The organism is Streptomyces sp. NPDC002181 (genome assembly GCF_042890485.1).
Lineage (GTDB): Bacteria > Actinomycetota > Actinomycetes > Streptomycetales > Streptomycetaceae > Streptomyces.
Window position 1 is genome coordinate 384,071 of record NZ_JBIASC010000001.1, and the last position, 25,729, is coordinate 409,799.

26 protein-coding genes and 1 tRNA gene are annotated in these 25,729 nt (G+C 69.8%); 2 read left to right on the forward strand and 25 right to left on the reverse strand.

Translation table 11 applies throughout. The features are described 5' to 3' along the window. Positions 1–45 precede the first annotated feature (45 nt). From prfA to ACFYXV_RS01740, 10 genes are all read right to left on the reverse strand, one after another. Entirely contained in the window at positions 46–1,125 is a 1,080-nt protein-coding gene (gene prfA, locus ACFYXV_RS01695; RefSeq protein WP_383347828.1) for a peptide chain release factor 1, read from the reverse strand. Positions 1,126–1,237: 112 nt separating this feature from the next. Further along, positions 1,238–1,456, reverse strand: coding sequence for a 50S ribosomal protein L31 (gene rpmE / locus ACFYXV_RS01700; protein WP_030153765.1), 219 nt, complete (start codon positions 1,454–1,456; stop codon positions 1,238–1,240). 190 nt (positions 1,457–1,646) lie between these two features. Then, positions 1,647–2,747 (reverse strand): LCP family protein, encoded by a 1,101-nt coding sequence (locus tag ACFYXV_RS01705; protein ID WP_385473978.1) that lies wholly within the window; start codon positions 2,745–2,747, stop codon positions 1,647–1,649. 306 nt (positions 2,748–3,053) lie between these two features. Next, positions 3,054–5,195, reverse strand: a complete 2,142-nt coding sequence (gene rho, locus ACFYXV_RS01710) for a transcription termination factor Rho (protein ID WP_389381768.1) — start codon at positions 5,193–5,195, stop codon at positions 3,054–3,056. A 434-nt stretch (positions 5,196–5,629) separates the two neighbouring features. Continuing rightward, positions 5,630–6,556: a homoserine kinase gene (gene thrB, locus ACFYXV_RS01715; RefSeq protein ID WP_048476407.1), complete on the reverse strand. Its 927-nt coding sequence runs from the start codon at positions 6,554–6,556 to the stop codon at positions 5,630–5,632. A gap of 310 nt (positions 6,557–6,866) precedes the next feature. Beyond that, entirely contained in the window at positions 6,867–7,937 is a 1,071-nt protein-coding gene (gene thrC / locus ACFYXV_RS01720; RefSeq protein WP_389381769.1) for a threonine synthase, read from the reverse strand. A 6-nt stretch (positions 7,938–7,943) separates the two neighbouring features. Next, the gene (locus tag ACFYXV_RS01725) at positions 7,944–9,233 is read right to left on the reverse strand and encodes a homoserine dehydrogenase (RefSeq protein WP_383347870.1); all 1,290 of its coding nucleotides are present in this window, start codon (positions 9,231–9,233) and stop codon (positions 7,944–7,946) included. Positions 9,234–9,394: 161 nt separating this feature from the next. Next, positions 9,395–10,786, reverse strand: coding sequence for a diaminopimelate decarboxylase (gene lysA / locus ACFYXV_RS01730; RefSeq protein ID WP_383347841.1), 1,392 nt, complete (start codon positions 10,784–10,786; stop codon positions 9,395–9,397). A 19-nt stretch (positions 10,787–10,805) separates the two neighbouring features. Then, positions 10,806–11,870, reverse strand: a complete 1,065-nt coding sequence (nrtL, locus tag ACFYXV_RS01735; RefSeq protein ID WP_389381770.1) for an ArgS-related anticodon-binding protein NrtL — start codon at positions 11,868–11,870, stop codon at positions 10,806–10,808. Positions 11,871–11,948: 78 nt separating this feature from the next. Then, positions 11,949–12,452, reverse strand: coding sequence for a response regulator (locus ACFYXV_RS01740; protein WP_385471542.1), 504 nt, complete (start codon positions 12,450–12,452; stop codon positions 11,949–11,951). A 72-nt stretch (positions 12,453–12,524) separates the two neighbouring features. On the opposite strand from ACFYXV_RS01740, the gene ACFYXV_RS01745 reads away from it, so the two are divergent. Both ACFYXV_RS01745 and ACFYXV_RS01750 read left to right on the forward strand, forming a co-directional pair. Continuing rightward, a tRNA-Arg gene (locus ACFYXV_RS01745) sits at positions 12,525–12,596 on the forward strand. Between the two features lie 204 nt (positions 12,597–12,800). Continuing rightward, positions 12,801–13,739, forward strand: a complete 939-nt coding sequence (locus ACFYXV_RS01750) for a Shedu anti-phage system protein SduA domain-containing protein (protein WP_389381771.1) — start codon at positions 12,801–12,803, stop codon at positions 13,737–13,739. Between the two features lie 54 nt (positions 13,740–13,793). On the opposite strand, the gene ACFYXV_RS01755 is transcribed toward ACFYXV_RS01750, so the two are convergent. The 15 genes from ACFYXV_RS01755 to ACFYXV_RS01825 form a co-directional block, all read right to left on the reverse strand. Continuing rightward, positions 13,794–15,242 (reverse strand): tyrosine-type recombinase/integrase, encoded by a 1,449-nt coding sequence (locus tag ACFYXV_RS01755; protein WP_389381772.1) that lies wholly within the window; start codon positions 15,240–15,242, stop codon positions 13,794–13,796. Next, the gene (locus ACFYXV_RS01760; protein WP_389381773.1) at positions 15,239–15,430 is read right to left on the reverse strand and encodes a helix-turn-helix transcriptional regulator; all 192 of its coding nucleotides are present in this window, start codon (positions 15,428–15,430) and stop codon (positions 15,239–15,241) included. The genes ACFYXV_RS01755 and ACFYXV_RS01760 overlap by 4 nt, the downstream gene beginning before the upstream one ends. Before the next feature lie 311 nt (positions 15,431–15,741). Continuing rightward, on the reverse strand, positions 15,742–17,286 hold the full coding sequence (locus ACFYXV_RS01765) for a YfjI family protein (protein ID WP_389381774.1): 1,545 nt from the start codon (positions 17,284–17,286) through the stop codon (positions 15,742–15,744). A gap of 346 nt (positions 17,287–17,632) precedes the next feature. Beyond that, on the reverse strand, positions 17,633–18,520 hold the full coding sequence (locus ACFYXV_RS01770; RefSeq protein ID WP_389381775.1) for a bifunctional DNA primase/polymerase: 888 nt from the start codon (positions 18,518–18,520) through the stop codon (positions 17,633–17,635). Beyond that, positions 18,517–19,215, reverse strand: coding sequence for an SAM-dependent methyltransferase (locus ACFYXV_RS01775; protein WP_389381776.1), 699 nt, complete (start codon positions 19,213–19,215; stop codon positions 18,517–18,519). The genes ACFYXV_RS01770 and ACFYXV_RS01775 overlap by 4 nt, the downstream gene beginning before the upstream one ends. Positions 19,216–19,302: 87 nt before the next feature. After that, positions 19,303–19,980 carry a hypothetical protein gene (locus ACFYXV_RS01780; RefSeq protein ID WP_389381777.1) on the reverse strand — a complete coding sequence of 226 codons (678 nt, stop codon included), beginning with the start codon at positions 19,978–19,980 and terminating at the stop codon, positions 19,303–19,305. 11 nt (positions 19,981–19,991) lie between these two features. Beyond that, complete coding sequence (locus ACFYXV_RS01785; protein ID WP_389381778.1) at positions 19,992–20,162, reverse strand: hypothetical protein; 171 nt, start codon at positions 20,160–20,162, stop codon at positions 19,992–19,994. Positions 20,163–20,271: 109 nt separating this feature from the next. Continuing rightward, entirely contained in the window at positions 20,272–20,427 is a 156-nt protein-coding gene (locus ACFYXV_RS01790) for a hypothetical protein (protein WP_389381779.1), read from the reverse strand. 17 nt (positions 20,428–20,444) lie between these two features. After that, on the reverse strand, positions 20,445–20,903 hold the full coding sequence (locus tag ACFYXV_RS01795) for a hypothetical protein (protein ID WP_389381780.1): 459 nt from the start codon (positions 20,901–20,903) through the stop codon (positions 20,445–20,447). Beyond that, the gene (locus ACFYXV_RS01800; RefSeq protein ID WP_389381781.1) at positions 20,900–23,068 is read right to left on the reverse strand and encodes a hypothetical protein; all 2,169 of its coding nucleotides are present in this window, start codon (positions 23,066–23,068) and stop codon (positions 20,900–20,902) included. Before ACFYXV_RS01800 ends, ACFYXV_RS01795 begins: the two co-directional genes overlap by 4 nt. Positions 23,069–23,080: 12 nt before the next feature. Continuing rightward, positions 23,081–23,473 (reverse strand): hypothetical protein, encoded by a 393-nt coding sequence (locus ACFYXV_RS01805; protein WP_389381782.1) that lies wholly within the window; start codon positions 23,471–23,473, stop codon positions 23,081–23,083. 11 nt (positions 23,474–23,484) lie between these two features. Continuing rightward, on the reverse strand, positions 23,485–23,955 hold the full coding sequence (locus ACFYXV_RS01810; RefSeq protein WP_389381783.1) for a hypothetical protein: 471 nt from the start codon (positions 23,953–23,955) through the stop codon (positions 23,485–23,487). A gap of 637 nt (positions 23,956–24,592) precedes the next feature. After that, a complete protein-coding gene (locus ACFYXV_RS01815; RefSeq protein WP_389381784.1) occupies positions 24,593–24,808 on the reverse strand; it encodes a hypothetical protein in 216 nt (71 codons plus the stop codon). Position 24,809: 1 nt separating this feature from the next. Beyond that, the gene (locus ACFYXV_RS01820) at positions 24,810–25,433 is read right to left on the reverse strand and encodes a hypothetical protein (protein ID WP_389381785.1); all 624 of its coding nucleotides are present in this window, start codon (positions 25,431–25,433) and stop codon (positions 24,810–24,812) included. A gap of 37 nt (positions 25,434–25,470) precedes the next feature. Further along, positions 25,471–25,716 (reverse strand): hypothetical protein, encoded by a 246-nt coding sequence (locus ACFYXV_RS01825; protein ID WP_389381786.1) that lies wholly within the window; start codon positions 25,714–25,716, stop codon positions 25,471–25,473. Positions 25,717–25,729: the final 13 nt, after the last annotated feature.

Genomic DNA, 25,729 nt, shown 5'->3' on the forward strand with positions numbered 1-25,729 from the left:
GTTCTGCGGGGGCGGTACGGGTCCTGCGGGGCCGTGCGGCCCGGATCAGTGCGCGGACGCCAGCTTGGCGGCCGAGTCCGCGTCGACGCAGGCCTGGATCATCGGATCGAGGTCGCCGTCGAGCACCTGGTCCAAGTTGTACGCCTTGAAGCCGGTCCGGTGGTCCGAGATCCGGTTTTCCGGGAAGTTGTACGTCCGGATCTTCTCGGAGCGGTCCACGGAGCGCACCTGGCTGCGGCGCACGTCGGAGGCCTCCTGCTCGGCGGCCTCCTGGGCCGCGGCCAGCAGGCGCGACCGGAGGATGCGCATGGCCTGCTCCTTGTTCTGGAGCTGGCTCTTCTCGTTCTGGCAGGAGGCGACCACGCCGGTCGGTACGTGCGTGATGCGCACGGCCGAGTCGGTGGTGTTGACGGACTGGCCGCCGGGGCCCGACGAGCGGTACACGTCGATGCGCAGGTCGTTCGGGTTGATCTCGACCTCGACCTCCTCGGCCTCCGGGGTGACGAGCACGCCGGCGGCGGAGGTGTGGATGCGGCCCTGGGACTCGGTGGCCGGAACGCGCTGCACGCGGTGCACGCCGCCCTCGTACTTCAGCCGGGCCCACACGCCCTGGCCGGGCTCGGTGGCGCCGTTGCCGCCCTTGGTGCGGACGGAGACCTGGACGTCCTTGTAGCCGCCGAGCTCGGACTCGGTGGCGTCGATGATCTCGGTCTTCCAGCCCACGCGCTCGGCGTAGCGCAGGTACATGCGCAGCAGGTCGCCGGCGAACAGGGCGGACTCGTCGCCGCCCGCGCCCGCCTTGACCTCCAGGAGCACGTCCTTGTCGTCGCTGGGGTCGCGCGGGACCAGCAGCAGGCGGAGCTTCTCGGTGAGCTCCTCGCGCTGTGCGCTGAGCTCCTTCACCTCGGCCACGAAGTCGGGGTCGTCGGCCGCGAACTCCTTCGCCGTCTCGATGTCCTCGGCGGACTGCTTCCAGGCACGGAAGGTCGCGACGATCGGGGTCAGCTCCGCGTAGCGCTTGTTGAGCTTGCGCGCGTTGGCCTGATCCGAGTGGACCGAAGGGTCGGCGAGCTTCTTCTCAAGGTCGGCGTGCTCGCCGACCAGTTCCTCGACCGCCTCGAACATCGGGGGCTCCTGAAGTGAAAAGTGCGAAAAAGGGCTGCGGGACGACAAAGGCGCCGGTCCGGCTGCCCCCGTGTTGGACAGGGTGCAGCCGGGGTCCGGCGCCGGGGGCTCGCTACTTCGAGCCGGCAGCCTTGCCGAAGCGGGCCTCGAAGCGGGCGACGCGGCCACCGGTGTCGAGGATCTTCTGCTTGCCCGTGTAGAACGGGTGGCACTCGGAGCAGACCTCGGCACGGATGGTGCCCTCGGTCAGGGTGCTACGGGTGGTGAACGACGCGCCACAGGTGCAGCTGACCTGGGTCTCGACGTACTCGGGGTGAACATCGCGCTTCAAGGTGTCTCCTAGATTCGGGAGGGCGCCGGGTCGCAGGAGCCGAATTGCGCACTGCGTGAACCGGGGCCGACAGACCAGTCTGCCAGGACCGGGCTGCCTGTCAAAATTCTGAGGACGCCTCCCTCAACGAGAGGGGTCCGTCATCTATTCCGCTCCCCCGCGAAAAGCGTGTGACCAGGCATTTTGCTGGTCACTGCACGATCTGGCCGGCCGTGCCCTTGTCGCCCATCGAGTTGGCGGTGGCCTCGGCCGGGACCGGCTGGTCGGCCAGGAGCGCGTTCCAGACCAGCTGGGACTCCTTGGCGAGCGGGGCGACGCGGTCGTGGTCGCGCGCGTCCTGCGTCACCGGCAGCGTGATCATCTTCATGTTCTGGGCGTCGATGCCCTGGAGGCTCTGCGCGAAGCCCATGAGGGACTTCACGTCGCCGAGCGCCTTGTCGGTGGTGAGCGCCTTGGTGCCCGTGTCGGCGAGGTCGAGCAGCCGCTTGGGGTTGTCGAACAGGCCGATGCCCTTGACCTGCTTGATCAGGGCCTTCATGAACGCCTGCTGGAGCTGTATTCGGCCGAGGTCGGAGCCGTCGCCGACGCTCTTGCGGGTCCGTACGAGGCCCAGGGCCTGCTCGCCGTTGAGCTTGTTCGCGCCGGCCGGGAGGTCGAGGTGGCTCGATCCGTCCTTGATCGGCTTGTTGGTCGTGAGCTCGACGCCGCCAAGGTTGTCGATGATCTTCTTGAAGCCGGTGAAGTCGACCTCGATGTAGTGGTCCATGCGGATCCCCGACATCTTCTCGACGGTCTTGACCGCGCAGGCGGCCCCGCCGATGGTGAACGACTCGTTGAACTGGGAGCGCGAGCTGCCGCGGTCGGTCTTGCCGCCGGCCGTCGTGCAGGCCGGCCGGTTGACCATGGTGTCGCGCGGTATGGAGACGACGGTGGCCTGCTTGTGGCCCTCGTACAGGTGGACGATCATCGCCGTGTCGGAGCGGGCCGAGCCGCCGTCGTCCCGTCCGTACTCGGAATTGGCGCCGCCCCGCGAGTCGGAGCCGAGGACGAGGATGTCCATCGAGCCGTTGTCCACGTTCTGCGGCCGGTCGGTGCCGAGCGCCTGGTCGATGTCGACCGTCTTGAGGTTCCCGTTCAGGTGGAAGTAGAACCAGCCGAGACCCGCCCCGCCCAGCAGGACCACTCCGGCGGCGCTCCACGCGGCGATGACCAGGGCCCTGCGGCGCTTCGGCGGTTTCCGTCGGCGCCGGCCCGCGGCACGCCTGCCGCCGCCCGTGCTGTCCTCGCTCATGCTCTCCTCGGTCCCTGAGTACGTTCCCTCTGAACACAGACGGACGAATGGCGTCCAGGGTTCCACGGCCGAAAGGGGTGCCCGTACGGGGGCACTGTGGCGGCCACTGCGGGACCAATGGCCCTTCCGCCTTCCGGCACACCGCTCCCACCTGCGGTTTTACCAGGGCACGCGAGGCACGGCGGGCGGGTGCGCGAAAGCCGCGAGTGTGGCGAAGCTCGCAGCGGCGGAAAAGACGGAACCGCCCCCGCCGCGGCTGCGGCGGGGGCGGTTCCGTGGTGCCGTGTACGGCGACGGATCGACGGATCAGTCGTCGTTCTTGCCCGACGGGGTCGTCTTGGCGATCTGCATCAGGAACTCGGCGTTCGACTTCGTCTGCTTCATCTTGTCGAGCAGCAGCTCGATGGCCTGCTGCGAGTCGAGCGCGTGCAGCACCCGGCGCAGCTTCCAGACGATGGCGAGCTCCTCGCTGTTGAGGAGGATCTCCTCCTTGCGGGTGCCCGACGGGTCGACGTCCACGGCCGGGAAGATGCGCTTGTCGGCGAGCTTGCGGTCGAGCTTGAGCTCCATGTTGCCGGTGCCCTTGAACTCCTCGAAGATCACCTCGTCCATGCGCGAGCCGGTGTCGACCAGCGCGGTGGCCAGGATGGTCAGCGAGCCGCCGTCCTCGATGTTGCGCGCGGCGCCGAAGAAGCGCTTCGGCGGGTACAGCGCGGTCGAGTCGACACCACCGGACAGGATGCGGCCGGAGGCGGGCGCCGCGAGGTTGTACGCGCGGCCCAGACGGGTGATGGAGTCCAGCAGGACGACCACGTCGTGGCCGAGCTCGACGAGGCGCTTGGCGCGCTCGATGGCCAGCTCGGCGACGGTGGTGTGGTCCTCGGCCGGGCGGTCGAAGGTCGAGGAGATGACCTCGCCCTTGACCGACCGCTGCATGTCGGTGACCTCTTCCGGACGCTCGTCGACCAGGACGACCATCAGGTGGCACTCGGGGTTGTTGGTGGTGATCGCGTTGGCGATCGCCTGCATGATCATGGTCTTGCCGGTCTTCGGCGGGGCCACGATCAGGCCTCGCTGGCCCTTGCCGATCGGCGACACGAGGTCGATGATGCGGGTCGTCAGCACGCCCGGGTCGGTCTCCAGACGGAGCCGGTCCTGGGGGTACAGCGGGGTCAGCTTCTGGAACTCCGGGCGGCCGCGGCCGGATTCGGGCGCCATGCCGTTCACCGAGTCCAGACGCACGAGGGCGTTGAACTTCTCGCGGCGCTCGCCGTCCTTGGGCTGGCGCACGGCACCGGTGGTGTGGTCGCCCTTGCGCAGACCGGCCTTGCGGACCTGGGCGAGGGAGACGTACACGTCGTTCGGGCCGGGCAGGTAGCCCGAGGTCCGGATGAACGCGTAGTTGTCGAGGATGTCCAGGATGCCCGCGACGGGGATCAGGACGTCGTCGTCGGCGACCTGCGGCTCGCTCGGCGCGAACTCGTCACGGCCACGACGGCCGCGGCGGTCGCGGTAGCGGCCCCGACGGCCGCGACGGCCGCCCTCGTCGTCGAAATCGTCCTCGGGGCCGTTGCCCTGGGGAGCCTGACGGTCCTGGCGGCCCTGCTGCTGGCGGTCCTGGCGACCGCCCTGCTGCTGGCGGTCCTGGCGGTCGCCGCGGCCACCGCCCTGACCCTGGCCCTGGCCGCCCTGGCCGCCGCCCTGACCCTGGCCGGCCTGGCCCTGGCCCTGGCCCTGGGCGCCCTGGCCCTGGTCGTCGGCCTTGGCGCCGCGGTCGCGGCGGTCGCGCCGGCCGCCCTCGCGCTCGGTACGGTCACCGCGCTCGCGGCGGTCGCGCCGGCCGCGGCCCTCGCCCTCCTGGGCGGGCGCTGAGACGGCGGTGGCCGCCTCGGCCTTGGTCTCGGCCGGAGCGGTCGCGGTGGCGGTGGCGGTCTCGGTCTTGGCCTCGACCTGCACGGCGGCGGGGGCCGCGGTCTCCGGGCTGCCGGAGGGGGCCGTGGCCCGACGGCGGCGGCGCTCGCCGGCCGGGGCGTCGTCGGCGGGGGTCCCTCCCTGCTCGGAGAGCTTGGGGGACGGCTGGCCCGGGATCTCGATCTGTGCCTGCGCGGCGGGCTTCTCGGCGGGCGCCTCGGCGGCGGCCTCACCCGTACGGGCCTTGCTGGTGGCGCGGCGCTTCGGCTTGGCCTCGGCGGCGTCGGCGGCGGGAGCCGCGGCCTTGGGGGCGCCGCTTCCCGCCTGCGCCTCCTTGATGACCTCGATCAGCTGGCTCTTGCGCATCCGCGCGGTGCCCCTGATGCCGAGGCCCGACGCAACCTGCTGGAGCTCGGCCAGGACCATGCCATCGAGGCCGGTGCCGGAGCGGCGACGCTTGGGGGCGGCGCCCGCGGCGGGGGCACTGGTGTCGACAGTGGTGTCGGCAGCGCCCATCAGATCGGTGGTGTCGCTCACGAAGGGTCCTTCCCTGGAGCGGACGTCGGCCTGTCTGGCTCGGCGACCGGTTGTGCTGTCCGACAACGGTCCATGGCTTGATGGGTCATGGGCCGCGGCCGGGGCGGTGGTCCGCCGAAAGAGGAACGGCGGAAAGAAACGTGCATGGGTGGTTCCGGCGAGAAGCCCCCGAGCTGGAAGCGTGGGAATGTCACGCCGATTCCGGAGCGTGCTCGAAACTGCTGGCAGCGATCAAAGCAGTCGGGGAGGCTCCCGGAAGAAAGGTGGTCCCGGATGGGGACACTGAGCACCGAGCCATGGCGGCTTCGGATGCGCACTTGAGACTAACACTACCGGATCCAACAGATATTCCCCCTCTCAATCACCGGCAATCGCGCCTGCAGCGCGGGCGGCCTGCCCTGGCCGCCCGCCCCCGGCGGGTATGCCCCTACGGCCTAGCCGCCCTGGTTTCCCAGCGGCAGGACGCTCGCGCCCGCGGCGTCGAGGGCGAGCCGGTTCGCCGCCCACCCCTCGCCCGCGAGCTGCGCGACCTTGTCGGCCGCGCCGTTGTCGACCAGCGCGAGGACCGTGGGGCCCGCGCCGGAGATGACCGCGGGGATGCCGTCCGCCCGCAGCCGGTTGACGAGTGCGACGCTCTCCGGCATCGCCGGGGACCGGTACTCCTGGTGGAGCCGGTCTTCGGTGGCCGGCAGCAGCAACTCGGGACGCCTGGTCAGGGCTTCGACGAGCAGGGCCGCGCGGCCCGCGTTGACGGCCGCGTCCACGTGGGGGACGTTGCGCGGCAGCAGGCCGCGCGCGGTTTCCGTCAGGACCGGCTTGGAGGGGACGAAGACCACCGGAACGATGGAATCGGCGGGCTCCATACGGATCGCCTTGGCGCTGCCGCCGTCCATCCAGGCGAGGGTGAAGCCGCCGAGGAGACAGGCGGCGACGTTGTCGGGGTGGCCCTCGATCTCGGTGGCCAGCTCCAGCAGGGCCGCGTCGTCGAGCTTGGCCTCCCCGCCTATGGTCACGGCGCGGGCGGCGACGATGCCGGCGCAGATCGCGGCGGAGGAGGACCCGAGGCCGCGGCCGTGCGGGATGCGGTTGGCGCAGACGACCTCAAGGCCGCGCGGCTGCCCGCCCAGCAGGTCGAAGGCGGTGCGCATGGAGCGTACGAGCAGGTGGCTCTCGTCCCGCGGGAGGGTGTCGGCGCCCTCGCCCGCGATGTCGATGTTCAGGCCGGAGTCGGCCACCCGGACGACGACGTCGTCATAGAGCCCCAGGGCCAGGCCGAGGGCGTCGAAACCCGGGCCGAGGTTGGCACTGCTGGCGGGGACGCGCACCCGTACGGCGGCGGCGCGGAACGCTGGACCGGCCATCGTCCGATGACACTCCTTGTGACTGTGCGAGACGAGATCTTCGCTGGCTCGCTGCGAATGTACTGGAGAACGTACGACACCCGAAGGCCCTCTGGGCAGCACCACGGACATATGCGCGGTGGCGGATGTAAGTACAGCCTATCGAAGGAAGGTTCTCTCGCGACATAGGGCGCACAGGAGGCGCACGATGCGTGTCGGCGCCTTCCGGTGGATTCCGCCGAATGCCGTTGACTTATGTGCCGTACGACCTGAGTTGCCGGATTCCGCGGGCTCTGCGGAATCCGGCGACTCGGGGCGACTCGGGGGTGGGTCAGACCAGGCCGAGGCGGATGGCCGCGGCCTCCGCGTCCACCGGGACGGTGACCGGCTGCGGAGCGCCGGCGACGGCCCAGTCGGGGTCCTTGAGGCCGTTTCCGGTCACGGTGCACACGATCTTCTGGCCGGGGTCGACCAGGCCCAGCTCGGCGGCCTTGAGCAGGCCGGCCACGGACGCGGCCGAGGCGGGCTCGACGAAGACGCCCTCCTGCGCGGCCAACAGGCGGTAGGCCGCCAGGATCTGGCGGTCCGTCACCTCGTCGATGAAGCCGCCGGACTCGTCGCGCGCGGCGAGCGCGTAGTCCCAGGAGGCCGGGTTGCCGATGCGGATCGCGGTGGCGATGGTGTGCGGCTCCTTGACGATCTCGCCGCGCACGATCGGCGCGGAGCCGGAGGCCTGGAAACCCCACACGCGGGGCGTACGGGAGGCCAGGCCGTCGGCCTTGTACTCCTTGAAGCCCTTCCAGTACGCGGTGATGTTGCCGGCGTTGCCGACGGGCAGCACGTGGATGTCGGGGGCGTCGCCGAGCGCGTCCACGATCTCGAACGCGGCCGTCTTCTGGCCCTCGATGCGCACCGGGTTGACGGAATTGACCAGCGCGACCGGGTAGTTGTCGGACAGCGCGCGGGCCAGGTCCAGGCAGTCGTCGAAGTTGCCGTTCACCTGGAGGATCTTGGCGCCGTGCACGAGCGCCTGGCCCATCTTGCCCAGCGCGATCTTGCCCTGGGGCACGAGGACGGCCGAGACCATCCCGGCGCGCACCGCGTACGCGGCGGCGGAGGCCGAGGTGTTGCCCGTGGAGGCACAGATGACGGCCTGGGCGCCGTCCTCCTTGGCCTTCGTGATGGCCATGGTCATGCCGCGGTCCTTGAAGGACCCGGTGGGGTTCGCGCCCTCGACCTTGAGGTGGACCTCGCAGCCGGTGCGCTCGGAGAGCACCTGCGCGGGAACGAGGGGCGTACCGCCCTCGCGGAGTGTGACCACGGGAGTCGTGTCCGTCACCGGCAGGCGGTCCCGGTACTCCTCGATGATGCCGCGCCACTGGTGGGTGCGATTGCTGCTCATGGGTCCTTACTCCCCTTCAACACGCATGATGCTGGCGACACCGCGCACGGTGTCCAGCTTCCGCAGTGCCTCAACGGTCCCCGAGAGGGCGGCGTCGGGCGCGCGGTGGGTGACGACGACGAGGGAGGCCTCGCCGTCCTTGCCCTGCTGCCGCACGGTGTCGATGGAGACACCGTGCTCCGCGAACGTGGTCGCCACCTGGGCGAGGACGCCCGGCTTGTCGGCCACATCGAGGCTGATGTGGTACCGGGTGACGACGTCGCCCATGGGGCTGACCGGCAGCTGGGTGTAGGCCGACTCGCCGGGCCCCGTTGCCTCGGCGAGCTTGTTGCGGCAGACGGCGACGAGGTCGCCCAGGACCGCCGAGGCGGTCGGAGAACCGCCCGCGCCGGGCCCGTAGAACATGAGCCGCCCGGCGGCCTCCGCCTCGACGAAGACGGCGTTGTACGCCTCGCGGACGGAGGCGAGCGGGTGGCTGAGCGGGATCATCGCCGGGTGGACGCGGGCGGTGACGGACTCGCCGTCGGCGGCGCGCTCCAGGATGGCGAGGAGCTTGATGGTGCAGCCCATGCGCTTGGCGGAGGCGAAGTCCGCGGCGCTGACCTCGGTCATGCCCTCGCGGTAGACGTCGTCGAGGCGGACCCGGGTGTGGAAGGCGATGCCGGCCAGGATCGCGGCCTTGGCGGCGGCGTCGTAGCCCTCGACATCGGCGGTGGGGTCGGCCTCGGCGTACCCGAGGGCGGTGGCCTCGTCGAGCGCTTCCTGGTACCCGGCGCCGGTGGAGTCCATCTTGTCGAGGATGAAGTTCGTCGTGCCGTTGACGATGCCCATCACCCGGTTGATCTTGTCGCCGGCGAGGGACTCGCGCATCGGGCGGACCAGCGGGATGGCGCCGGCGACGGCGGCCTCGTAGTACAGGTCCAGCCCGTGCTGCTCGGCCGCGGCGTGCAGCGCGGCGCCGTCCTGGGCGAGCAGCGCCTTGTTCGCCGAGACGACGGAGATGCCGTGCTCGAACGCGGTGGTGATGAGGGTGCGGGCGGGCTCGATGCCGCCGATGACCTCGATGGCGACGTCGATGTCGCCGCGTTTGAGGAGGGCGGTCGCATCGGTGGTGACCAGGGCGGGGTCGATGCCCTCGCGCACCTTGGAGGGGCGGCGCACGGCCACGCCGGCGAGCTCGACGGGCGCGCCGATCCTCTGCGTGAGGTCGTCGGCGTGCGTCGTCATGATGCGCGCCACCTCTGAGCCGACCACTCCACAGCCCAGCAGCGCCACCTTCAGCGGACGCGTACGCATCATTCGACCTACGCCTTTCGATCTTCCATCACCACCCGGCGTGCGGTATTGCCCGCCGGGTCTCAACCAGTCTCACTCAATGGACAGGACTTTCCATCCTCGGTCCATTGAGTGAGACACCTATTTTGGGGGTATGGGGGCTTCTCCCTGAAATAACCGGATCATCCGAGGTCGAGACGCAGGAGATCTTCCTCCGTCTCGCGCCGGACGATCACGCGGGCCTGCCCGTCGCGCACGGCGACGACGGGCGGGCGCAGGGCGTGGTTGTAGTTGCTGGCCATGGAGCGGCAGTACGCCCCGGTGGCGGGTACGGCGAGGAGGTCTCCCGGGGCCAGGTCGGCCGGCAGGAAGGCGTCCTTCACCACGATGTCGCCGCTCTCGCAGTGCTTGCCGACGACGCGGACGAGCATGGGCTCGGCGTCGGAGACGCGGGAGACGAGGGTGACGGCGTACTCGGCGTCGTAGAGGGCGGTGCGGATGTTGTCCGACATGCCGCCGTCGACGGAGACGTACGTGCGCAGCCCTTCGAGCGGCTTGATCGTGCCGACCTCGTAGAGGGTGAAGGCGGTGGGGCCGACGATGGCGCGGCCGGGCTCGACGGAGATGCGGGGCGCGCGCAGCCCGGCGGACTCGCATTCGCGGGCGACGATCTCGTGCAGGGCCTTGGCGATCTCGTGGGGCTCGCGCGGGTCGTCGGAGGAGGTGTACGCGATGCCGAGGCCGCCGCCGAGGTCGATCTCGGGCAGCTCGACGCCGTGCTCGTCCCGTACGGCGGCCAGCAGCCGCACCACGCGCTTCGCCGAGACCTCGAAGCCGGCCATGTCGAAGATCTGCGAACCGATGTGGGAGTGGACGCCGAGCAGGTCGAGGCTGTCGTGCCCGAGGGCGCGCCGTACGGCCTCGGCGGCGGAGCCGTCGGCGACGGCGATGCCGAACTTCTGGTCCTCGTGCGCGGTGGCGATGAACTCGTGCGTGTGCGCTTCGACGCCCACCGTCACGCGGATCTGGACGGGCTGGCGTACGCCCAGCTCACGGGCGATGTGCGCGACGCGGGCGATCTCCTGGAAGGAGTCGAGCACGATGCGGCCGACGCCGGCGGTGACGGCCCGGGTGATCTCGGCGACGGACTTGTTGTTCCCGTGGTAGGCGATCCGCTCGGCGGGCATGCCGGCCGCGAGGGCGGTGGTCAGCTCACCGCCGGAGCAGACGTCGAGGTTGAGCCCTTCCTCCCGCAGCCACTTCACGACGGCCTTGGAGAGGAACGCCTTGCCCGCGTAGAACACGTCGGCGTCGGGCCCGAAGGCGTGCGCCCAGGCCCGGCAGCGCTCCCGGAAGTCCTCTTCGTCGAGGAAGTAGGCGGGGGTCCCGAACTCCTGGGCGAGGGAGGTGACGGGGATGCCCCCCAGGGTCACCACCCCGTCGCCGTCGCGCCGCACGGTCCGCGCCCAGACCTTCTCGTCGAGCGCGTTGAGGTCGGCGGGCGGCGGGGAGTAGTGGCCCTCGGGCAGGACGTCGGCGTGGCGGGGCCCGGCGGGGTGCGCGGAACGGCTCATCGGTATCTCTCTTCGCAGATCACAGGCAGTCAGGTGCGTCTATGCCGAGCAGGGCCAGGCCGCCGGCCAGCACCGTCCCGGCGGCTTCGGCGAGAGCCAGCCGGGCGCGGTGGGCGGCCGAGGGTTTCTCGTCCCCCTTGGGCAGCACGCAGTGCTGGAAATCGAGCAGCTCGTCGGCGACGCGGACGAGGAACCGGACGAGCTGCTCCGGCGCCCGCCGGTGCGCGGCGGCCTCCAGCACGAGGGGGTACTCGGCGAGGAGCCGGAGCAGTGCGGGGGCGTGGGCGGACTCGGCTGACTCGGCGGAGTCGGCGGAGTCGGCGGACTCGCCGGGCTCGCCGGGCTCGGCGGGCTCGCCGGGCTCGGCGGGCTCGGCGTGGAAGCCGAGGCGGGCGGCGGCGCGGCCCAGCGCCTCGGCGCGGGCGTGGGCGTACCGCACGAGGAAGAACTCGCTGGACTCGTCCTGCACCAGCAGCCGGGCCCCGAACTGGGGGGTCTCGCGGGCCGGAACGGCGAGCACGGCCCAGGTGGCGGCGTCCCGCCCGTAGGCGGCGACCACGTCGCCGTCGCGGCGCGCGACGGGGGCGACGGCGGGCGGCGCGCCGCCGTCTCGGCTTCCCTGGCCCTGACCCTGACCCTGGCTGCACAGGATGCGTACGACGGCCTCGTGGACGGCGCGCCGGCGGAACTCGGCGGCGGGGGCCCGGCAGAACGGCTCGGCTTCGACGGCGTCGGCCGCGTACCCGTAGCGCCGTCCGCGCGAGCGCACTTCGCGGACGAGCCCGGCGGCGCTGCGGGAGGCGAGGGTGAAGTTCAGGAACCCGGCGCCGGTGATCTCGACGCGCACCAGCCCGGGCTCCGCGGCCAGACCTTCGGCGATCACCCGGGCGACCTCGGCGGGGGCCCTTCCGGCGGACCGGGCGACCTGGAACGCGACGGGGCTGGCGTAGTCACCCGCCCCGCCGGGCCGGGTCCGCTCGACGACGATCCGCTCGGGCACACCCGTCTCGGCGGGCAGCTCCCCGTCCTCGACGGCGCGGCGCACGGCGCGTGCGACGGTGCTGGAGAGGTCGGCGGGGGTCACGGGACCAGCCTAGGGGAGAAGCCCGCCCATCCCGCGAACGGTTTCGCCATGTGAACAGGTGACCGCCACCACCCGCACCTACCCCCTGCCGCGCCCGGCCGGCGCACCCTTCCGCTCGCGCCGGTCCTTGTGCTCGACGAGCCGGCGTACGACCCGTACGAGCTCGGCGGGCTCGAAGGGCTTGGCGAGGAACGCGTCCACCCCGGCGGCGATGCCCGCCTCCACCTCGTGCTGCGTACAGGCGCTGACGATGGCGAGGGGCAGATGCCGCGTCCGCGGATCGGCACGCAACTGCGCGGCGGTCCCGAACCCGTCCAGCCGGGGCATGACCACATCAAGGGTGATCACGTCGGGACACACGCGATGCACGATGTCCAGGCACTCGGCACCATCGTTCGCGGTCACGACCTCGAAGCCCTCCAGCTCGAGATTGACCTTGATCAGCTGCCGGATGACCTTGTTGTCGTCGACAACAAGCACCCGGCCCGAGGCGCCTGGCACAACTCGAGAGTAGGTCCGCCTAAGCCCCCGCGTCCGGGTTTTTGCCACTTCCACCCCCTCCGGGCGACGCACGTCCCCCAGGCCCGTAATCCGTTCCTGATCACCCTGCGGAAGCTGGTAGTGTTCAACCCGTCGCCGCAACGCGAACGACACGCCCCCGTAGCTCAGGGGATAGAGCAACGGCCTCCGGAGCCGTGTGCGCAGGTTCGAATCCTGCCGGGGGCACTCCTGCTGGACCAGCGTGAAACACCCGCTGACCTGCACGAGTGCCAAGCATGAAGACCTGGACCCAGTCCCACTGAGTCCAGGTCTTTGTCGTTGCTACGCACCGATCGCGATAGACCTGCGATAGACAGCCCCCAACTGCGCGCGAGCCAGACACACCAGATGCCGCGACGTCTGTCAGACCACTGAGGCAGCATCAGTTGCATGGCAGACAACAGCGCTACGGGACGCCCGCGGGCCCGGACGGCAGTCCCGGCCACCACCATTCGCACAGCCATCGCACTCGCCGGCGGGCGGTGCTCGTTCGCCGGCTGCCCTTCGCCCAGGACTCTGGACAATGGGCTTCCTCTACTTGAGATCGCCCACATCTCGTCCCTCTCACCCGGTGGCCCTCGGTACGCCCCGGAGCTTGCGACGGGCGACCAGAACCTTGGCGACAACATCATCATCCTCTGCCCGACGCATCATCTCCTCGTCGACCGGAGTCCCGAGACCTACTCCATCGAAGTGCTCGTGAGGATGCGCGAAGCCCACCTCGCCCGCATCGCATCCGCGCTATCCGCTCCAGTATCGACTATCGGCCGATTCGCCGAGGCATTGTCAATTTGGGAGAGCGAACGGGATAATTCAAGCGAGGAGTTCTGGCATGGATTCTTCGCAGAGCACCCAGAGGTGCTTGCCATCCCTCTCGAAGGGAAGGCGTACGGCCTCCTGAGTAAGTGCTACGTCGGAGGCAAGAATGTTTTAAACAGTGGCGGAAACATAGTAGATTTCCTTGCCCAAAACTCTGGAAACTCTGCACTTCTGGAGATCAAAACTCCGACTACACGACTACTCTCGCCCACTCCATATCGCGCAAATGTGTTCGCGCCATCCAAAGAGCTGACTGGGTCGTGCATCCAGGTCCTCACGTACCGAGAAAGCCTGATTAGGGAGATCACGGCACTTGCATACCAGACCCCCAACCTTCGCGCGATTAGCCCCCCTTGCACCATCCTGATCGGAGACCTAGAAAAAGAGTCTCTCTCCGAGAAGCAGCGCCACTCTGTAGAAGTATTTCGATCAAGCCTGAAAGACGTACGAGTTTTGACGTACGACGAACTTTTCCATGGCGTGCGAATGATGCTGAGCGCCCTCTCTTAAAACTGCGGGCACACTCGCCGGGTCAGACGCTCACCTTATGCCCAGCGGTGCGACTCAAGTCCAGTCAAGCTCAGCCTCGATCTTCTTGTTCATAGCATCCTCCTGGCCGTAGATACAGCCCTCGTACACCCGGTGGATGACCTCAGGCGAGTTCCCGACCCGGCGGGCCACTTCGGCGACGGGAACCCCGGCGTTCAACCAAGTCGTGATGCAGGTGTGCCTGAGGTCGTACGGCCGACCGCCGAGGATAGATGTCTGGAGATCCGGCGAAAGCGCGTACTCCCGGGCGTCCCTCCATACGCGCCAGTACGTACTACTGCCAACCAGACCGAGACGCTCATTCGTGAAGAGTCGGCCGTCCTTGGCCGTGCCGAACTCTTCGAGGTGTGCCCGGAGCATGGCGACCAGTGGCGGCGGGATCGGTACCGGCCGGTCGTCCTTGGCCTCACGGGACTTCAGACCGCGCTTGTCGTGGCGCTCACCGCTGTCCGTCCACTGCTTGCCCGATACGGGGTGCGTGGTGTGGAGGGTGAGCGTCCCCCACCCCTTCTCGGGGAGGTGGCAGTCAGACTTTCGCAGCCCCACGGCCTCACTCGGACGGAGCGCCGCGAAATACATCACCGCGTAGAACGCCACCAGACGGCGCCCCTTCTTACGGTGCCACGTGCCGACATAGGAAACCGCGGCGAGCAGTTGAGCTGCCTGGGTCTTGTTCACGAGAACGCGCGGATCAACTCGATCCGATGATGAGGCCTTCACCTTCTTGAGCCCAGCGAGAGGATTTTCAACCAAGAGCTTGCGCTCGATCGCGTAATCCACAGCGGTGTTCAGGGCACGGCGCCTACGGCGAGAGGTCTCGCCCGCTGCGGGTGTGCCGTCCAGCTTGAACGAGAGCCGGTAATGGACATCCCGCAGGATCTTCGGATCTTCCAGCGCCGAAACGAGGAGCGACCGCTTCGAGAGCCACTGATACGCAACTTCGAGATCGACCGGCGGCTCCAGTTCCGCGTTCGCCGGAACGACCGCCCAACGAAGAGCGAGACGTAGCTCCTCCGCCTTGGGCATCTGCTTGTCCTGTTCCACCATGGCCAGGGTCACCGCTGCGAGACCATCCGCGATGCCTTCTCGGGTCTTTGCCGCTGCTGTAGGCCAGCGCATCGCCATGTACTCGCGGCAGAAGACGAGCCAGGGCAGTTCCTCTCGGGCATCTGCGGTCGCTGCGGCCTTCATGGCAGCGCGGACTTCGGACTCGGGCAGGCCGTCCTTGATGCGGAAGGCTTCCCCGCGCTTCATGGCCAGCCACAGTTCTGACCTACGGCTTCCCGCAAGTGTCACCGTGGCGAACGTCTTGCTGCTGACTTTGCCAGCCACGATCCAGCGGAGTTGGTATGGCCGAGTCTTGCTCTGCGCCTTGGTCACATTCCACAGGCGCACGTCCAGGGAAAACCCTGCCGGGTCCAAACCGTTGTTCTGCCCGGTCCCAGGGGCACTACTGTTCGTCACGCCGCCTCCTCCAAGGACGTGAGCCAGCGGTCCAGTTCCGAGCGTCGGATACGGACGTCACCGTTGGGGAGCTTGATGGATCTCGGCGCCTTCCGGCACTGGCGCCAGCGGTAGAAGGTAGAACGCGGTACGGCGAGTTCTTCGATCACTTCGTCGATGCTCAGCATTTCGTCACGCGGCTTGGCCACGCCGAGGCTCCTTCAAGGTGTTGGAGGGGGTCAGAAACCCCCGGAAGGACTGACAGAACTGACAGAACCTCGCCGCATGGCCCCTGACCTGCGGCTTTTGGTGGTTCGGGCCGCGTGACAAAACCTCAAAAAACTCTGACAGAACCTCGAAAACCTCGGTTCTCTCAGACCCGACGTCTCGCCCGCGGCGAGGTTTTTTGAGTTCTGTCAGAGTTTCCGGAGGTTTTGTCAGAGCTCCGAAAACGCAAGTTTCCGCAGGTCACAGTGCTGGTCGGGAGGTTCTGTCAGTTCTGTCAGCGGGTTGGGGGTTTTCAGGCGGCGCGGGTGGTGCGGGGGTGGGTCTCGTAGCGGGGGGAGGGCGGCCGGCCGCCGCGCGTGGTGCGGGGCGGCGGGGGCTGCTGGCGGACCCAGCCGTGTTCCTCCAGGAGGTCCAGGGCGGGGTCGAGGTCGCCCATGGCGGGGAACTCGCTGCGGGGCATCGCACGGAAGAGGTCGCGTTTGGTGAAGGCGGCGGTGCGGGTCTCGCGCAGGTGGGTCAGGACCGTGTGGGCGGCCTCCTGGGCGGGGTCGGCCTTCATGGCGTTGAAGACGTCGAGGGCGTGAGCGGTGAAGTAGTCCCCGAGCCGAGTGGCCGCGGCCATGGTCTCGGCAGTGATCGGCCGGGTCCAAGCGTCCTCGGGGTGGGCGGCGAGGTGGAGGAGCCCGGCGATGCGGGCGACGGCGCCGTCGCGCTTGCTGGCCCAGTTCACGATCGGCGCAAGGCTCCCGTCCTTGCGCAGGCGGGATTCGGTGACGCGCTGGTAGGCGAGCAGGACTGCGTCCGCCTGAGGGGTGAGGGTGAGTTCGGCGGTCTCGGTCCAGCCCGCCAGGGTCAGAGCCAGACGGCCGAGGTTCTGGGCGTAGGCGCCGGCAGTGTCAGGGTCGAGGAGTTCGGGGGTGAGGTTGCGGTAGCCGACGAGAGACTCAGGCTTGGAGTAGAGGAAGCGGGCGAGCAGGCCGCGTCCGTCGGCGCCCTTGATCTGGCCGATGGCGTCGAGGACTTCCGGCTGGATGGCGAGGCCCATGGTGATGGCGGGGTTCTCGATGTACTGGGGGTCTCGGGCCTGGCGGTTGACGCGGGCCATGTCGCCGGCGTGGCCCTTGAGGAAGATCCCCATGTTCGGGACGCCGGAGTAGCGTCCGGCGATGATCTCGAAGATCTCGCCCTCAGGGGACAGGATCGAGATCCGCCCGTCCTGCTGGGCGAGGAGGGTGGTCAGGCTCTCGGCGGTGATGTCGTCGGCGACGAGCTGCGGCTCGACCGGGACGACAGCCCGCTCGGCGGCCTCGGTGAGGGAGATGGCCTGGGCGGTCAGGCCGGCCAGCTTGTCGGCTTCGGCATTGGCTGCCAGCTTCTCGGCCCTCTCAGCGGCCGCCTTCGCGATGCGCGCGGAGGCAGCAGCCTCGGTCCGCTGAGGCGCGGTGAGTTCGATCAGGGCTTTCTCGGCGGCGAGGAGGGGCTTGGTCATGAGGCCGAACACGGCGCTCTTGCGGTTGCCGGGCGGCAGGGCAACGGCGGTGTAGAGGTTGACCGGCTCACTCCATTGCCCGCGCACGTTCACGGTGAGGCGTCCGCCGGCCGCGGTGCCGACGACGGCGAGAGCGAGGCACCCGGCGAGGTCGACGGGTGTCTGCGTCTCCTCCGCGACTCCGGCCGTCATGGCGGCCAGCCAGTCCGGCAGAGCGTCCACGGGGAAGGTGGGAAGCTGCCCGCGGGGGTTGAGGGGGACGGGCTCGTCCCACCCGCGTCGCCCGGTGATGTCCTCCGGGGTCATCTCGTCGAACCCTTCCCACAGCTCAGGGTCGTACGTACTCATGCGGCTTCCCTTCGCTGAGTGAGGCGGGAGCAAGACGTGCGGTGCTCTTCGTGGTCCGCGATCAGCGCCAGGGCGCGGGCACGTCCGGCGGCGAAGAGGTCGCGCCCACAGGAGCACCAGGAGCGGACGCTCGGGGCCGCCCCGTAGGAGGGCGGGGCCACGATGTGCAGCCACGCCACCGGCCGGCGCCTGCCGTCGGCGTGCGGGTCAGGGCGAACAGATGAAGGGACGCCTTCGGCGACGACCCTCGGCGCACCACGGCCGTCCCGGGCCGGGGCCGGCTTGGCGGGGCTGGGACCGCCAGGGGCGGGGGGCAGGCCTTCCAAGGGGAGCGGAATCTGGGCGCTCATGCCGTCTCCCGGGCGCGGACCGTGCGGGCGGAGCTGTCGAGGGCGGAGCGGATCGTGGCGCGGCACTCGGCCACGGTGAGTCCGCGGTCCTCCCCTGCCGCTTGGAAGGCCTCCTCGACCTCCTGCCGGGGGAGGTCGCCCCACGCGACGAACCGCCCCACCTTGAAGGCGCTGCGGTTGAGCGTGTTGTTCGCCTGCTGCGCGGGTGCCTGGCGGACGGCCTCGCACTCGGCGTGCAGTGCAGCCCGCGCCGCGCTTTTGCCGCGGACCGCGCCCGGCATCCTCAGGGGCATCGGGCGCGGGGCGGGAGGCTGGAGCAGCGCCAGGAGCCAGGCCGCGAGTTCGACGGCCGGGGACGGGTCGGTGACCTCGTACCTTCCGGCCGGTGTGGTGCTGCCGGGGGCGACGACGTAGCCGCCGTGGGCGCGGGTGTCGATGAGCGGGGCCAGCCTGCCCGCCGTGTTGCCCAGCCGGATCCCGTCGGGGGCGGTGAAGTACAGGTGGGTCCCGCCGGAGGGAGTCCGCACGGTGAGGGTGGCCGGGACGGGCTGCCCGGCGCGCTCGCAGAGCGCCAACAGGTTGTCCGCGCCGCCAGGCGCGTCCTGACTGCAGTTCTCCTTGGGCATGTCGAGGTCGACCACGACCAGCCCGGCCGGGCCGGTGGCCAGGCCGATGTTGTACGGCTTGTGGCTCCAGCACCGGGCGATAACGGCCGCGTCGGTGGTGGCGCGCTGCTCCCACTTCACGTGCCCGCCCGCGCAGGGGCCGGTTCGGGGGCAGTGGTCGTCGCGGTGCAGGGCAGGGTTCTTGGCGCCGGGGCGGAGCGGGAAGACGGGCCAGCCCCGGGCGGCCGTGGCAAGCGCCGCGGACAGCATGTCGTTCATGCGGCCACCGCCGAGGCGAGGGCGGCAAGGTGGGCCAGGGCCTGTGCGCCGATCCACTGGGCGTAGGCGGGCGGGATGCACTCCCGGATGCCGTCGCGGTTCATCCAGGGGACACCCATGACCTGGCGGGCCTGGTCGACGCCGGAGAAGTTGCCGACGTACTGGCCATACCAGCCCTCGGGGACGGGGCGGCCCATCTTGGCTTGCGGGGCGATGTGGGCGGGGTGCTCGTGCTGGGTGAGGGTGAAGCCGCCGCCGGTCTCGAAGTACCGATGCCGGTAGGTCCGCAGGCCGAACATGGCCCCGCAGAGCATCACCGGCTGACGGAGCTTGTGGGCGGCGCCTCGGACGTTCTCCATCACCCACGGGCGACCCGTGGCGTTCAGCGCCTCGCGGGTGGGGCCGATGAGGTCGGGGTGGTTGTTGCCTTGGATGCGCTGGCAGTCGGTGTCGTGCTGGCACGGGGGCGAGGCCGAGATGAAGCTGAAGCCGGCGCCGAACTCCCGGATGAAGTCGATGGCGTCGCCCTGGTGGAAGCCGAGCGGGTAGCGGGGCTGGGCGTCCTTGTCGACGCCGGTCACCTCGAACCCGGTCTGGTGGTAGCCCATGCCGGCACCGCCCTGGCAGCAGAAGGCGTCCAGGAGTAAGGGACGCCAGGCGGTGTGGTCTCGCCGGATGTCGGCGGTGTGGGTCATGCTGGAGTCCTCCAGTTCAGTTGGATGTGCTGGTTGACGAGGGCGGCCCCGCTTCATTGGCGTGAGAGGGGGCCGCCCTCGGCGTATCTAGCTGCGCCCGTGCTTGTGGCGCGGCTCCAGCAGGGCGAAGCGCAGCGCGGTCTCGGCGTTTCGGCCGTAGGCGTGCATGGCGTCGGGAAGGTCCTCGGCCACGCGGTAGGCGTCGTGCATCGCGGACGCCTCGTGGTCGGCGAGGTAGTGCTCCTGGTCCAGGTCGGCCGCGTATTCAGCGGCCGCCTCGCAGCGCTGCATCTCGCCCAGGGCGCGGTCGAAGTCGGCCTTGCCGCTCCACCGGCCCAGTCCCTCGAACGCCTCCGTGCTCGGGTAGGCCTCGCTCGGCAGGATGTAGAACCCCTGATCGCTGCGGCCCAGCTCCACCACCGGCGGCCGCTGACCGGCCAGGACCTGCCGGATGGCCCAGGTGGCACCGTAGGCGTAGCCCTGGCCGGTCTGGGCGTACAAGCGGCGCAGCCGGTCCGCCTGCTTGCGGTGGACGTCCCCGATGACGAACAGGGCGTTGTCGTGGGGCCGGAACGGCACGCTGCTCGGCCGGCCGGACACGGTGAGCTCCCCGTCGACGTGCTTGAGCCGGTCGAGGTCGTAGTGGGCGGCGGTGATGCGGGCGGCGTGGTAGGCACGCTGTGCTTCGCGGGCCGCGGCGCCCAGGGCGTACACGCTGTCGGTCAGAGTCTCAAACCACGGGACCGTGGTGCGGGTTGCGGTCATGAATTTCCTCCTCAGTGGCGGGTGTGGTCGGTGGCCAGGCTGGTCAGCCGCTTCGCCTCGTCGGGGGTGACGTGGCGGTAGCCGATGGACACTCGGCATCCGGGGTGCGGGCAGCCAACGGTGCGCTGCCCGGTGAGCAACGCGAGCGCGTCGGCGATGCGCTCGGGCAGAGGCTGGTTCACACGGGCCTTTCAGCGGTTGTTGAAGGTGCCGGTGGCACGTCCGGACATGGGTGAGGGCGGCCCGGACTCTGGTGAATTGGGGCCGCCCTCGTTGTGTCTGAGCGGGCGTTCAGTTGTTGATCTGCCTGCGGACCTCGGCGACGAGGCGGAGGATTTCGTACGCCATGTCGGCGATCGCCTGCAACTGCTCCTTCACGTCCGTCGGCTCGGTGAAGGAGAAAGAGCGATCGTGGTCCGGTTTGGGGTCGGTGAACGAGAACGACAAAGGTGGCTCCCGCCGGGTCAGATGTTCGCGTGGTGGGCGCGCTGGATGGCGGCCTCCCACACGCTGCGGACCTGCGGTCCGGTGTGGGCGTCGTTCCAGGCCGGGATCGCCTCCCAGTGCTGGCCGTGCTGGCGGCGGGCTTCGTCCAGGAGGAGCCTTCCGGCGTCCCGGTAAGCGGCGTTGCGACTACCGGCCGCTGCGCGCAGTGCGCCGATGGAGCAGCGGGCGCCCTCGGGGTGGATCAGGCGGTACTTGGCCCAGCCGTGGGTGTCAAGGAAGGCGAGCGCGTCGCTGAGGGTCTCCTCGACCGGGCCCGGCCGGTGCACCGGCACGGCGGCGAGGATGACGGAGACCGGCGCGGGGCTGGTATCGGCCGCGATGGCGACGGGTTCCGGGGTGGGGTCGAGGAGCTGGAACGCCTTGGCGTACAGGTCCTGGTCGACAGGGGCGAAGTGGGTTTCGGTGCGGGTGGTCATGCTGCCCTCCACAGGCCGTTCTCGTTGGTGATCTCGTCTCGCTTCTTCAGCTCGGACAGGCGCGGCTTGACGTTCTTCGCTGTCGTGCCGAGCTTTCGGGCGATGGTCTCGGCGGTCATGGGGATGGACTCCTCCCGGAGGAGTTCGAGGATTCGCGGCTTGATCAGCTCCTGTCCGTCCGGGGCAGCCGTGGGGCCGGCGGGGTCGGTCTGAGCCCGCTGCTGGGGAAGGGTCTGGCCCTGGTGAGCCTTGGTGAGGAGGTCGGTGAGGCTGCCGATCAGGTTCTTGCCGCGCTGGTCGACCATCGGGGTGCGCGTGATCGCTTCCCGGTGGTGCCAGGCCTGGCAGTTCTCAATGGCGACGGGAGTCGTGTCTCCGGTGAGGGAGGCGGGCGGGACGTCCAGGTGCAGGGAGCGGAACTGGACGGCCTGCGATCCGGGGGTGAGGAGGTAGCCGAGGCCAAAGGTGCCGTCCTCGGGACCGGCGGCGGCCGCCGTGTCCAGGCCGCTGCTCATGTCGCGGTCGGCGACCTTGGCGTACTGGCCGGGCCAGGAGGAGGGGATCATCGACAGGTCGATGCCCTCCGCGCCCTCGACCGAGTTCGCCCCGACGAGGGAGCCCTGGCCCCTGGCGCAGCGCAGGAACACCGCGCCGCCGCCGATCAGGAGCTGCGAGCGGATGACCGTGGAGTTCCCGAGGTCTTCGGCCAGAGGGGTCTGGGTGGCCAGGACCACGCCGATCCCCCGCTTGAGGGACCGGCGGGTGAGCTGCTCCACGATCGCCTTGGCCTCCGCGTGGTACGGGGAGGAGACCGACAGCAGCATGTGCGCTTCGTCGATCACGATCAGGATCAGCGGGTCGGTGAAGGGGAAGGCCGGAGAGCGGTAGCGGGCCTCGCGGTCGAGCATCAGCGCGTACGCCAGCCGCAACGCGCCCATCGCCTCGTCCAGACCGTCCCCGCAGTACGCGGCCAGCGCGGCTCCTGCGATGGTCCCAGCCTGCGGGGAAGCCAGGATCACCGCGATGCCGGACCGGTGGGCGGACAGCAGGACCTGTTCCAGGCACCCGGACTTCCCCGAGCGGGACCCGCCCACGAGGTAGAGGTGGCGGGCGCCGGAACCGGGCTGGGCCAGGGGGACCAGGGCTGCGCGGGCGTCGATGTAGGTGCCCAGGCGGATGTAGCCGCGGGAGTCCATGGCCAGCTCGTCGACGACCGAGGAGAGCATGGTGCCGTGCATCAGCGCGTGCTCCTTCATCACGCGCACCCCCATCTGCGAGGGCTTGTCAGCCGGGGCCAGAGCGATCTGGATCGTCTCCAGGTCCAGGTTCCCGGCGAGGTCCTGGAGGTTGACGGTCCCGATGGCCTTCCGGTCTCGGGTAGCGATCCCCTCCCAGTCCAGGGGCCCGTCGTAGCGGGTCAGGGTCAGGGTGGTGCCAGGCATCGCCCCTTCCGGGACGGCAACGTGCGCGGCCCACAGCTCCTCGGCCGTCGTGGGCGCTCCGCCGGCAGCGATCTGCGGCTGCTGGGCTGCCTTCTTCAGGTGGACGGTGACGGGCAGCGCGTTCGGCGCGTAGTGCTTGGGGTCGCCCATCTCCACCTGGGAGACGGGGATCTGGTACACGGAGGCGATGTCCGCTGCCTTCACCCTCACCTGCTGGCCCTGGGGCAGGGTGATGATCCCGGTGAACGACATGTGGTCGTCCCCGGCCTCGATCGCGAGGTGCGCGAGGCGGGCCCCGGGGTGGATGAGCTTGCGGCCCTCAGTCTGGGTGGGACCGCAGATGAACTCCGTCCACCACGCGGTGATGAGCTGAGCCTGCGAACTCTGCCCCGCCGCGGCCGTGGTCGTGGCCGGGAGCGCGGACAGTCCGCCGCCAGTGTTGCGGTGGTGCGCCAGGACGGCCGCACCGGCTGGCACCGCCAGCCCGAGGGCGAACAGCGGATCCAGTCCGCTCGCCAGGACCTGGTGAGCGGCGATGCCGCAGCCGGTGGCCGTGATCCCGCAGGCGATCAGGGAGCGCAGGACGGGGGCGGAGGCGCTGACGGCCCACGCCCCCACTCCCGCCGCTCCTGCAGCGAGGGCGGACCAGGGGCCGCCGGACACGGATGCCAGGGCGAGGGCGGCGGGCGCGTACTGGATGAACTGTGCTCGGGTCGGCCCCATGGTCCGGCCTCCTTACTGCTGGGCGTAGAAGGCGGCTTCGGCCATCTCGACCGGGGACGCGTCCACCGCGTCGGCAATGCCGCCGTGGTCGGACTCCGTGATGGTCTCCGCGTCGCCGGCGGCCGCGGCCGCACTGTCCGCGGCGGCCGTGTAGGCGCCGGCGGCGTCCTTGGCGCCGGTCATGGTCAGCGCCGCGTCCGCGAACTCGGCCGTGGTGGCGTCGTCCACGGCCAGCGCCTTCATCGTCTCGGCGGCGTCCTGCATCTGCTCCGCCGTCTCGTCGATGTCGGAGGCGAGCTGGGTGACGGTGTCGGCGTGGGCGTGGACCTGGTGGGTGAGCCAGGCGAGCTTGGTGCGCAGGGCCGCGTAGGTCGCGGCGTCCTTCAGGTTCTCGGTGGCAGACATGCGGGCCTCCCCTATCGGGCGTTGTAGAAGTCGCGTTCGGCGGGCTTGGTCAGCGGGGAGTCCGCGACGGCCCGGAAGATCTGGCCGTGGCGGACCTCGGCGTTCGCGGACGCGGTCCGGCACGCTTCCTCGCCGCCCTGGATCTGGTCGTGCAACTTCTGGGCGGCGGCGGCCTGGAGGTCGAGCTGCTCCTTGAGGTACTCGCACTTGCCGATCAGGTTGTCGCCGACGCCCTTGTCCGTGATGTCGGCGATCAGGACGTCACAGTCCGCGGCCAGCTCTGCGGACTCGTCGACGAGCTCCAGGCACTTCTCGGCGCTGGTCTGGCACAGGGTGGCCGCGCCTTCGGCGAGGTCGATGACCTGGGTCAGGGTCATGACCTCACCGCCGCTGTAGGTGCGGGTCTTCCCGGCGGCCGTGGTGACGTGGACGCCGTTGGCGTCCACGGTCGCGGTGTGCGGAACGGGCGGGTTGGGCTGCATCGCGGGGTCCGTCCTGATCTGGTTGGGGAGCTTGACGGTGCGGGGCTGCGGGATCGTGCCAGGCGGAGGGATCGTCGGCCCCGCCGGAGGCGGGGCCGCAGGCGGAGTGGGCGGCGGTGTCGGGGGCGTGGTCGGCTTGGGCGGCATCGTGGGCTTCGGCGGCACGGTGGTCCCCGCGGTGGGTTCGGAGGGCCCCGGCGCAGGCTGGGCGGAAGGCGAACCGGAAGGCTTAGTACCCGGCTTCTTCAGATAGGCGGAACGCCACCCATCCCGAAGCCCCCCAGCCCAATGCGCACCAGCCAGCAACCCGTAATGCGTTTTCGCGGCGGCGTTGTAGGCGGCGTTTCGGAAGGTGTCCGGCGCCCTGGTCGGCGACCATTTGGCTTTCGGTTTCGGCGGGGGCTTCTTGATTCCCGCCTTCTCGTATTTTCCGTGAGTGTTGTCGACGCCGACGAGGTAGGTGATGGCGAGGAGAACGAGGAGTTCCACGACCCTCCCTAGGTGACACTGTGTAGTTGACGGCGGTTACCGGTTACCGGTTACAGGCCCTGCGGACGCCGGTTCGGGCTCCCCGGGCGCTCAGAACCGAACGTCTGCGGGCTGTAACCGGTAACCGGTAACCGGCACGACTGGTCGCTCAGCGTGACGTGCCGATGTTGTTGACCGTGGTGTTCGCCGTGTTGAAGACGGATTCGAGGGTGCTGCGGATCTCGTCACTGAACGGCGTGTACGGCAGGAAGATGCCGGAGACGATCAGCATCAGGCAGATCGCCATCTGCTTTCCCTTGGTCTTCTTGAAGGTGAAGAACAGGGCCCAGCAAAAAAGGGCCAGGGCGAAGAACTGGAGCGTCATTTTAGGCACCCTTCTCGAAGGTGAATCCCTTGTCGTTCGCGGGGGTGACCGCACCGGAACCGGAGGGTGCGGAGAGCTTCTTGTAGGCGAACAGGCCACCGCCGCCGACAACAGCCACCCACAGCCAGGGGCTGGAGGTGAGGGAGCCGCCGGCGTCGCTGGGCTCTTCCTCGGCCTTGGGGGCCGTACCGCCGCCGAGGGTCGGGGCGGCGCAGGAGGGGATCTTCGAGACCTCCCAGGAGGCGGCCTTCGCGACGGCCGCCGCGCGGACCTTCATGCACTCCTGGTAGACGGTCATTCCCCGCTCGTAGAGGGTCTTGGCCGCGGCTTCCTCGGTCTGCGCCCGCTCCTTGTCGGCCTGCGCCTCGACCAGGGTGTTCGCGGCCTTCTCCTTGGCCTGCGCGCGGTCCTGGGCGGCCTGTTCGCCCTGCATGCTGGTGACGGCCACGACCGTGCCGCACACCGCGAGGACGGCGATCGTGCCGCACACGGCGAGCGCGGCGGTGTTGCGGCGGACCCCGCCGACCTTGCCGATCGTGGCGGAGAACTTGGACGACGTGCTGGGCTTCTCAGGGGCTTCGGTGTTCATGCGGGTGAACTCCTCGTCCCAGTCGATACCGGACATGGCGGCTCCTCCTTCCAGGGCTTGGGCCGCGCAGGAGCTAGAGCTGGTTGGGCTCCAGGCTGAAGAAGATCGTGTTGGCGGAGGCCATCTCCGGGTGCTGGCCGACGATGTGGCCCCGGAGCGCGACGAACACGTCGTAGCGGGTGGCGCCGTTGGGCGGGGTCCATGTCCCGTACTGCGTGGTCATCCCCCGCCCGGGCAGCTCCAGCGTCAGCACCCACGCGTGGGAGCCCTGCGAGGCGGCCTGCGTGGCGGCGGTGGAGGGAGAGGTCTGGGAGGTCACTGAAACTCCTTGA

Excerpts from the sequence above, each read along its gene's own strand:
- ACFYXV_RS01725 (WP_383347870.1), bottom strand. The coding sequence starts at position 9,233 with ATGCGTACGCGTCCGCTGAAGGTGGCGCTGCTGGGCTGTGGAGTGGTC.
- prfA (WP_383347828.1), bottom strand. The coding sequence starts at position 1,125 with ATGTTCGAGGCGGTCGAGGAACTGGTCGGCGAGCACGCCGACCTTGAG.
- ACFYXV_RS01775 (WP_389381776.1), bottom strand. The coding sequence starts at position 19,215 with ATGACCCACACCGCCGACATCCGGCGAGACCACACCGCCTGGCGTCCC.
- ACFYXV_RS01750 (WP_389381771.1), top strand. The coding sequence starts at position 12,801 with ATGGCAGACAACAGCGCTACGGGACGCCCGCGGGCCCGGACGGCAGTC.
- ACFYXV_RS01765 (WP_389381774.1), bottom strand. The coding sequence starts at position 17,286 with ATGAGTACGTACGACCCTGAGCTGTGGGAAGGGTTCGACGAGATGACC.
- ACFYXV_RS01780 (WP_389381777.1), bottom strand. The coding sequence starts at position 19,980 with ATGACCGCAACCCGCACCACGGTCCCGTGGTTTGAGACTCTGACCGAC.
- ACFYXV_RS01800 (WP_389381781.1), bottom strand. The coding sequence starts at position 23,068 with ATGGGGCCGACCCGAGCACAGTTCATCCAGTACGCGCCCGCCGCCCTC.
- ACFYXV_RS01795 (WP_389381780.1), bottom strand. The coding sequence starts at position 20,903 with ATGACCACCCGCACCGAAACCCACTTCGCCCCTGTCGACCAGGACCTG.
- ACFYXV_RS01705 (WP_385473978.1), bottom strand. The coding sequence starts at position 2,747 with ATGAGCGAGGACAGCACGGGCGGCGGCAGGCGTGCCGCGGGCCGGCGC.
- thrB (WP_048476407.1), bottom strand. The coding sequence starts at position 6,556 with ATGGCCGGTCCAGCGTTCCGCGCCGCCGCCGTACGGGTGCGCGTCCCC.
- ACFYXV_RS01810 (WP_389381783.1), bottom strand. The coding sequence starts at position 23,955 with ATGCAGCCCAACCCGCCCGTTCCGCACACCGCGACCGTGGACGCCAAC.
- thrC (WP_389381769.1), bottom strand. The coding sequence starts at position 7,937 with ATGAGCAGCAATCGCACCCACCAGTGGCGCGGCATCATCGAGGAGTAC.
- ACFYXV_RS01815 (WP_389381784.1), bottom strand. The coding sequence starts at position 24,808 with ATGACGCTCCAGTTCTTCGCCCTGGCCCTTTTTTGCTGGGCCCTGTTC.
- ACFYXV_RS01820 (WP_389381785.1), bottom strand. The coding sequence starts at position 25,433 with ATGTCCGGTATCGACTGGGACGAGGAGTTCACCCGCATGAACACCGAA.
- ACFYXV_RS01805 (WP_389381782.1), bottom strand. The coding sequence starts at position 23,473 with ATGTCTGCCACCGAGAACCTGAAGGACGCCGCGACCTACGCGGCCCTG.
- lysA (WP_383347841.1), bottom strand. The coding sequence starts at position 10,786 with ATGAGCCGTTCCGCGCACCCCGCCGGGCCCCGCCACGCCGACGTCCTG.
- ACFYXV_RS01770 (WP_389381775.1), bottom strand. The coding sequence starts at position 18,520 with ATGAACGACATGCTGTCCGCGGCGCTTGCCACGGCCGCCCGGGGCTGG.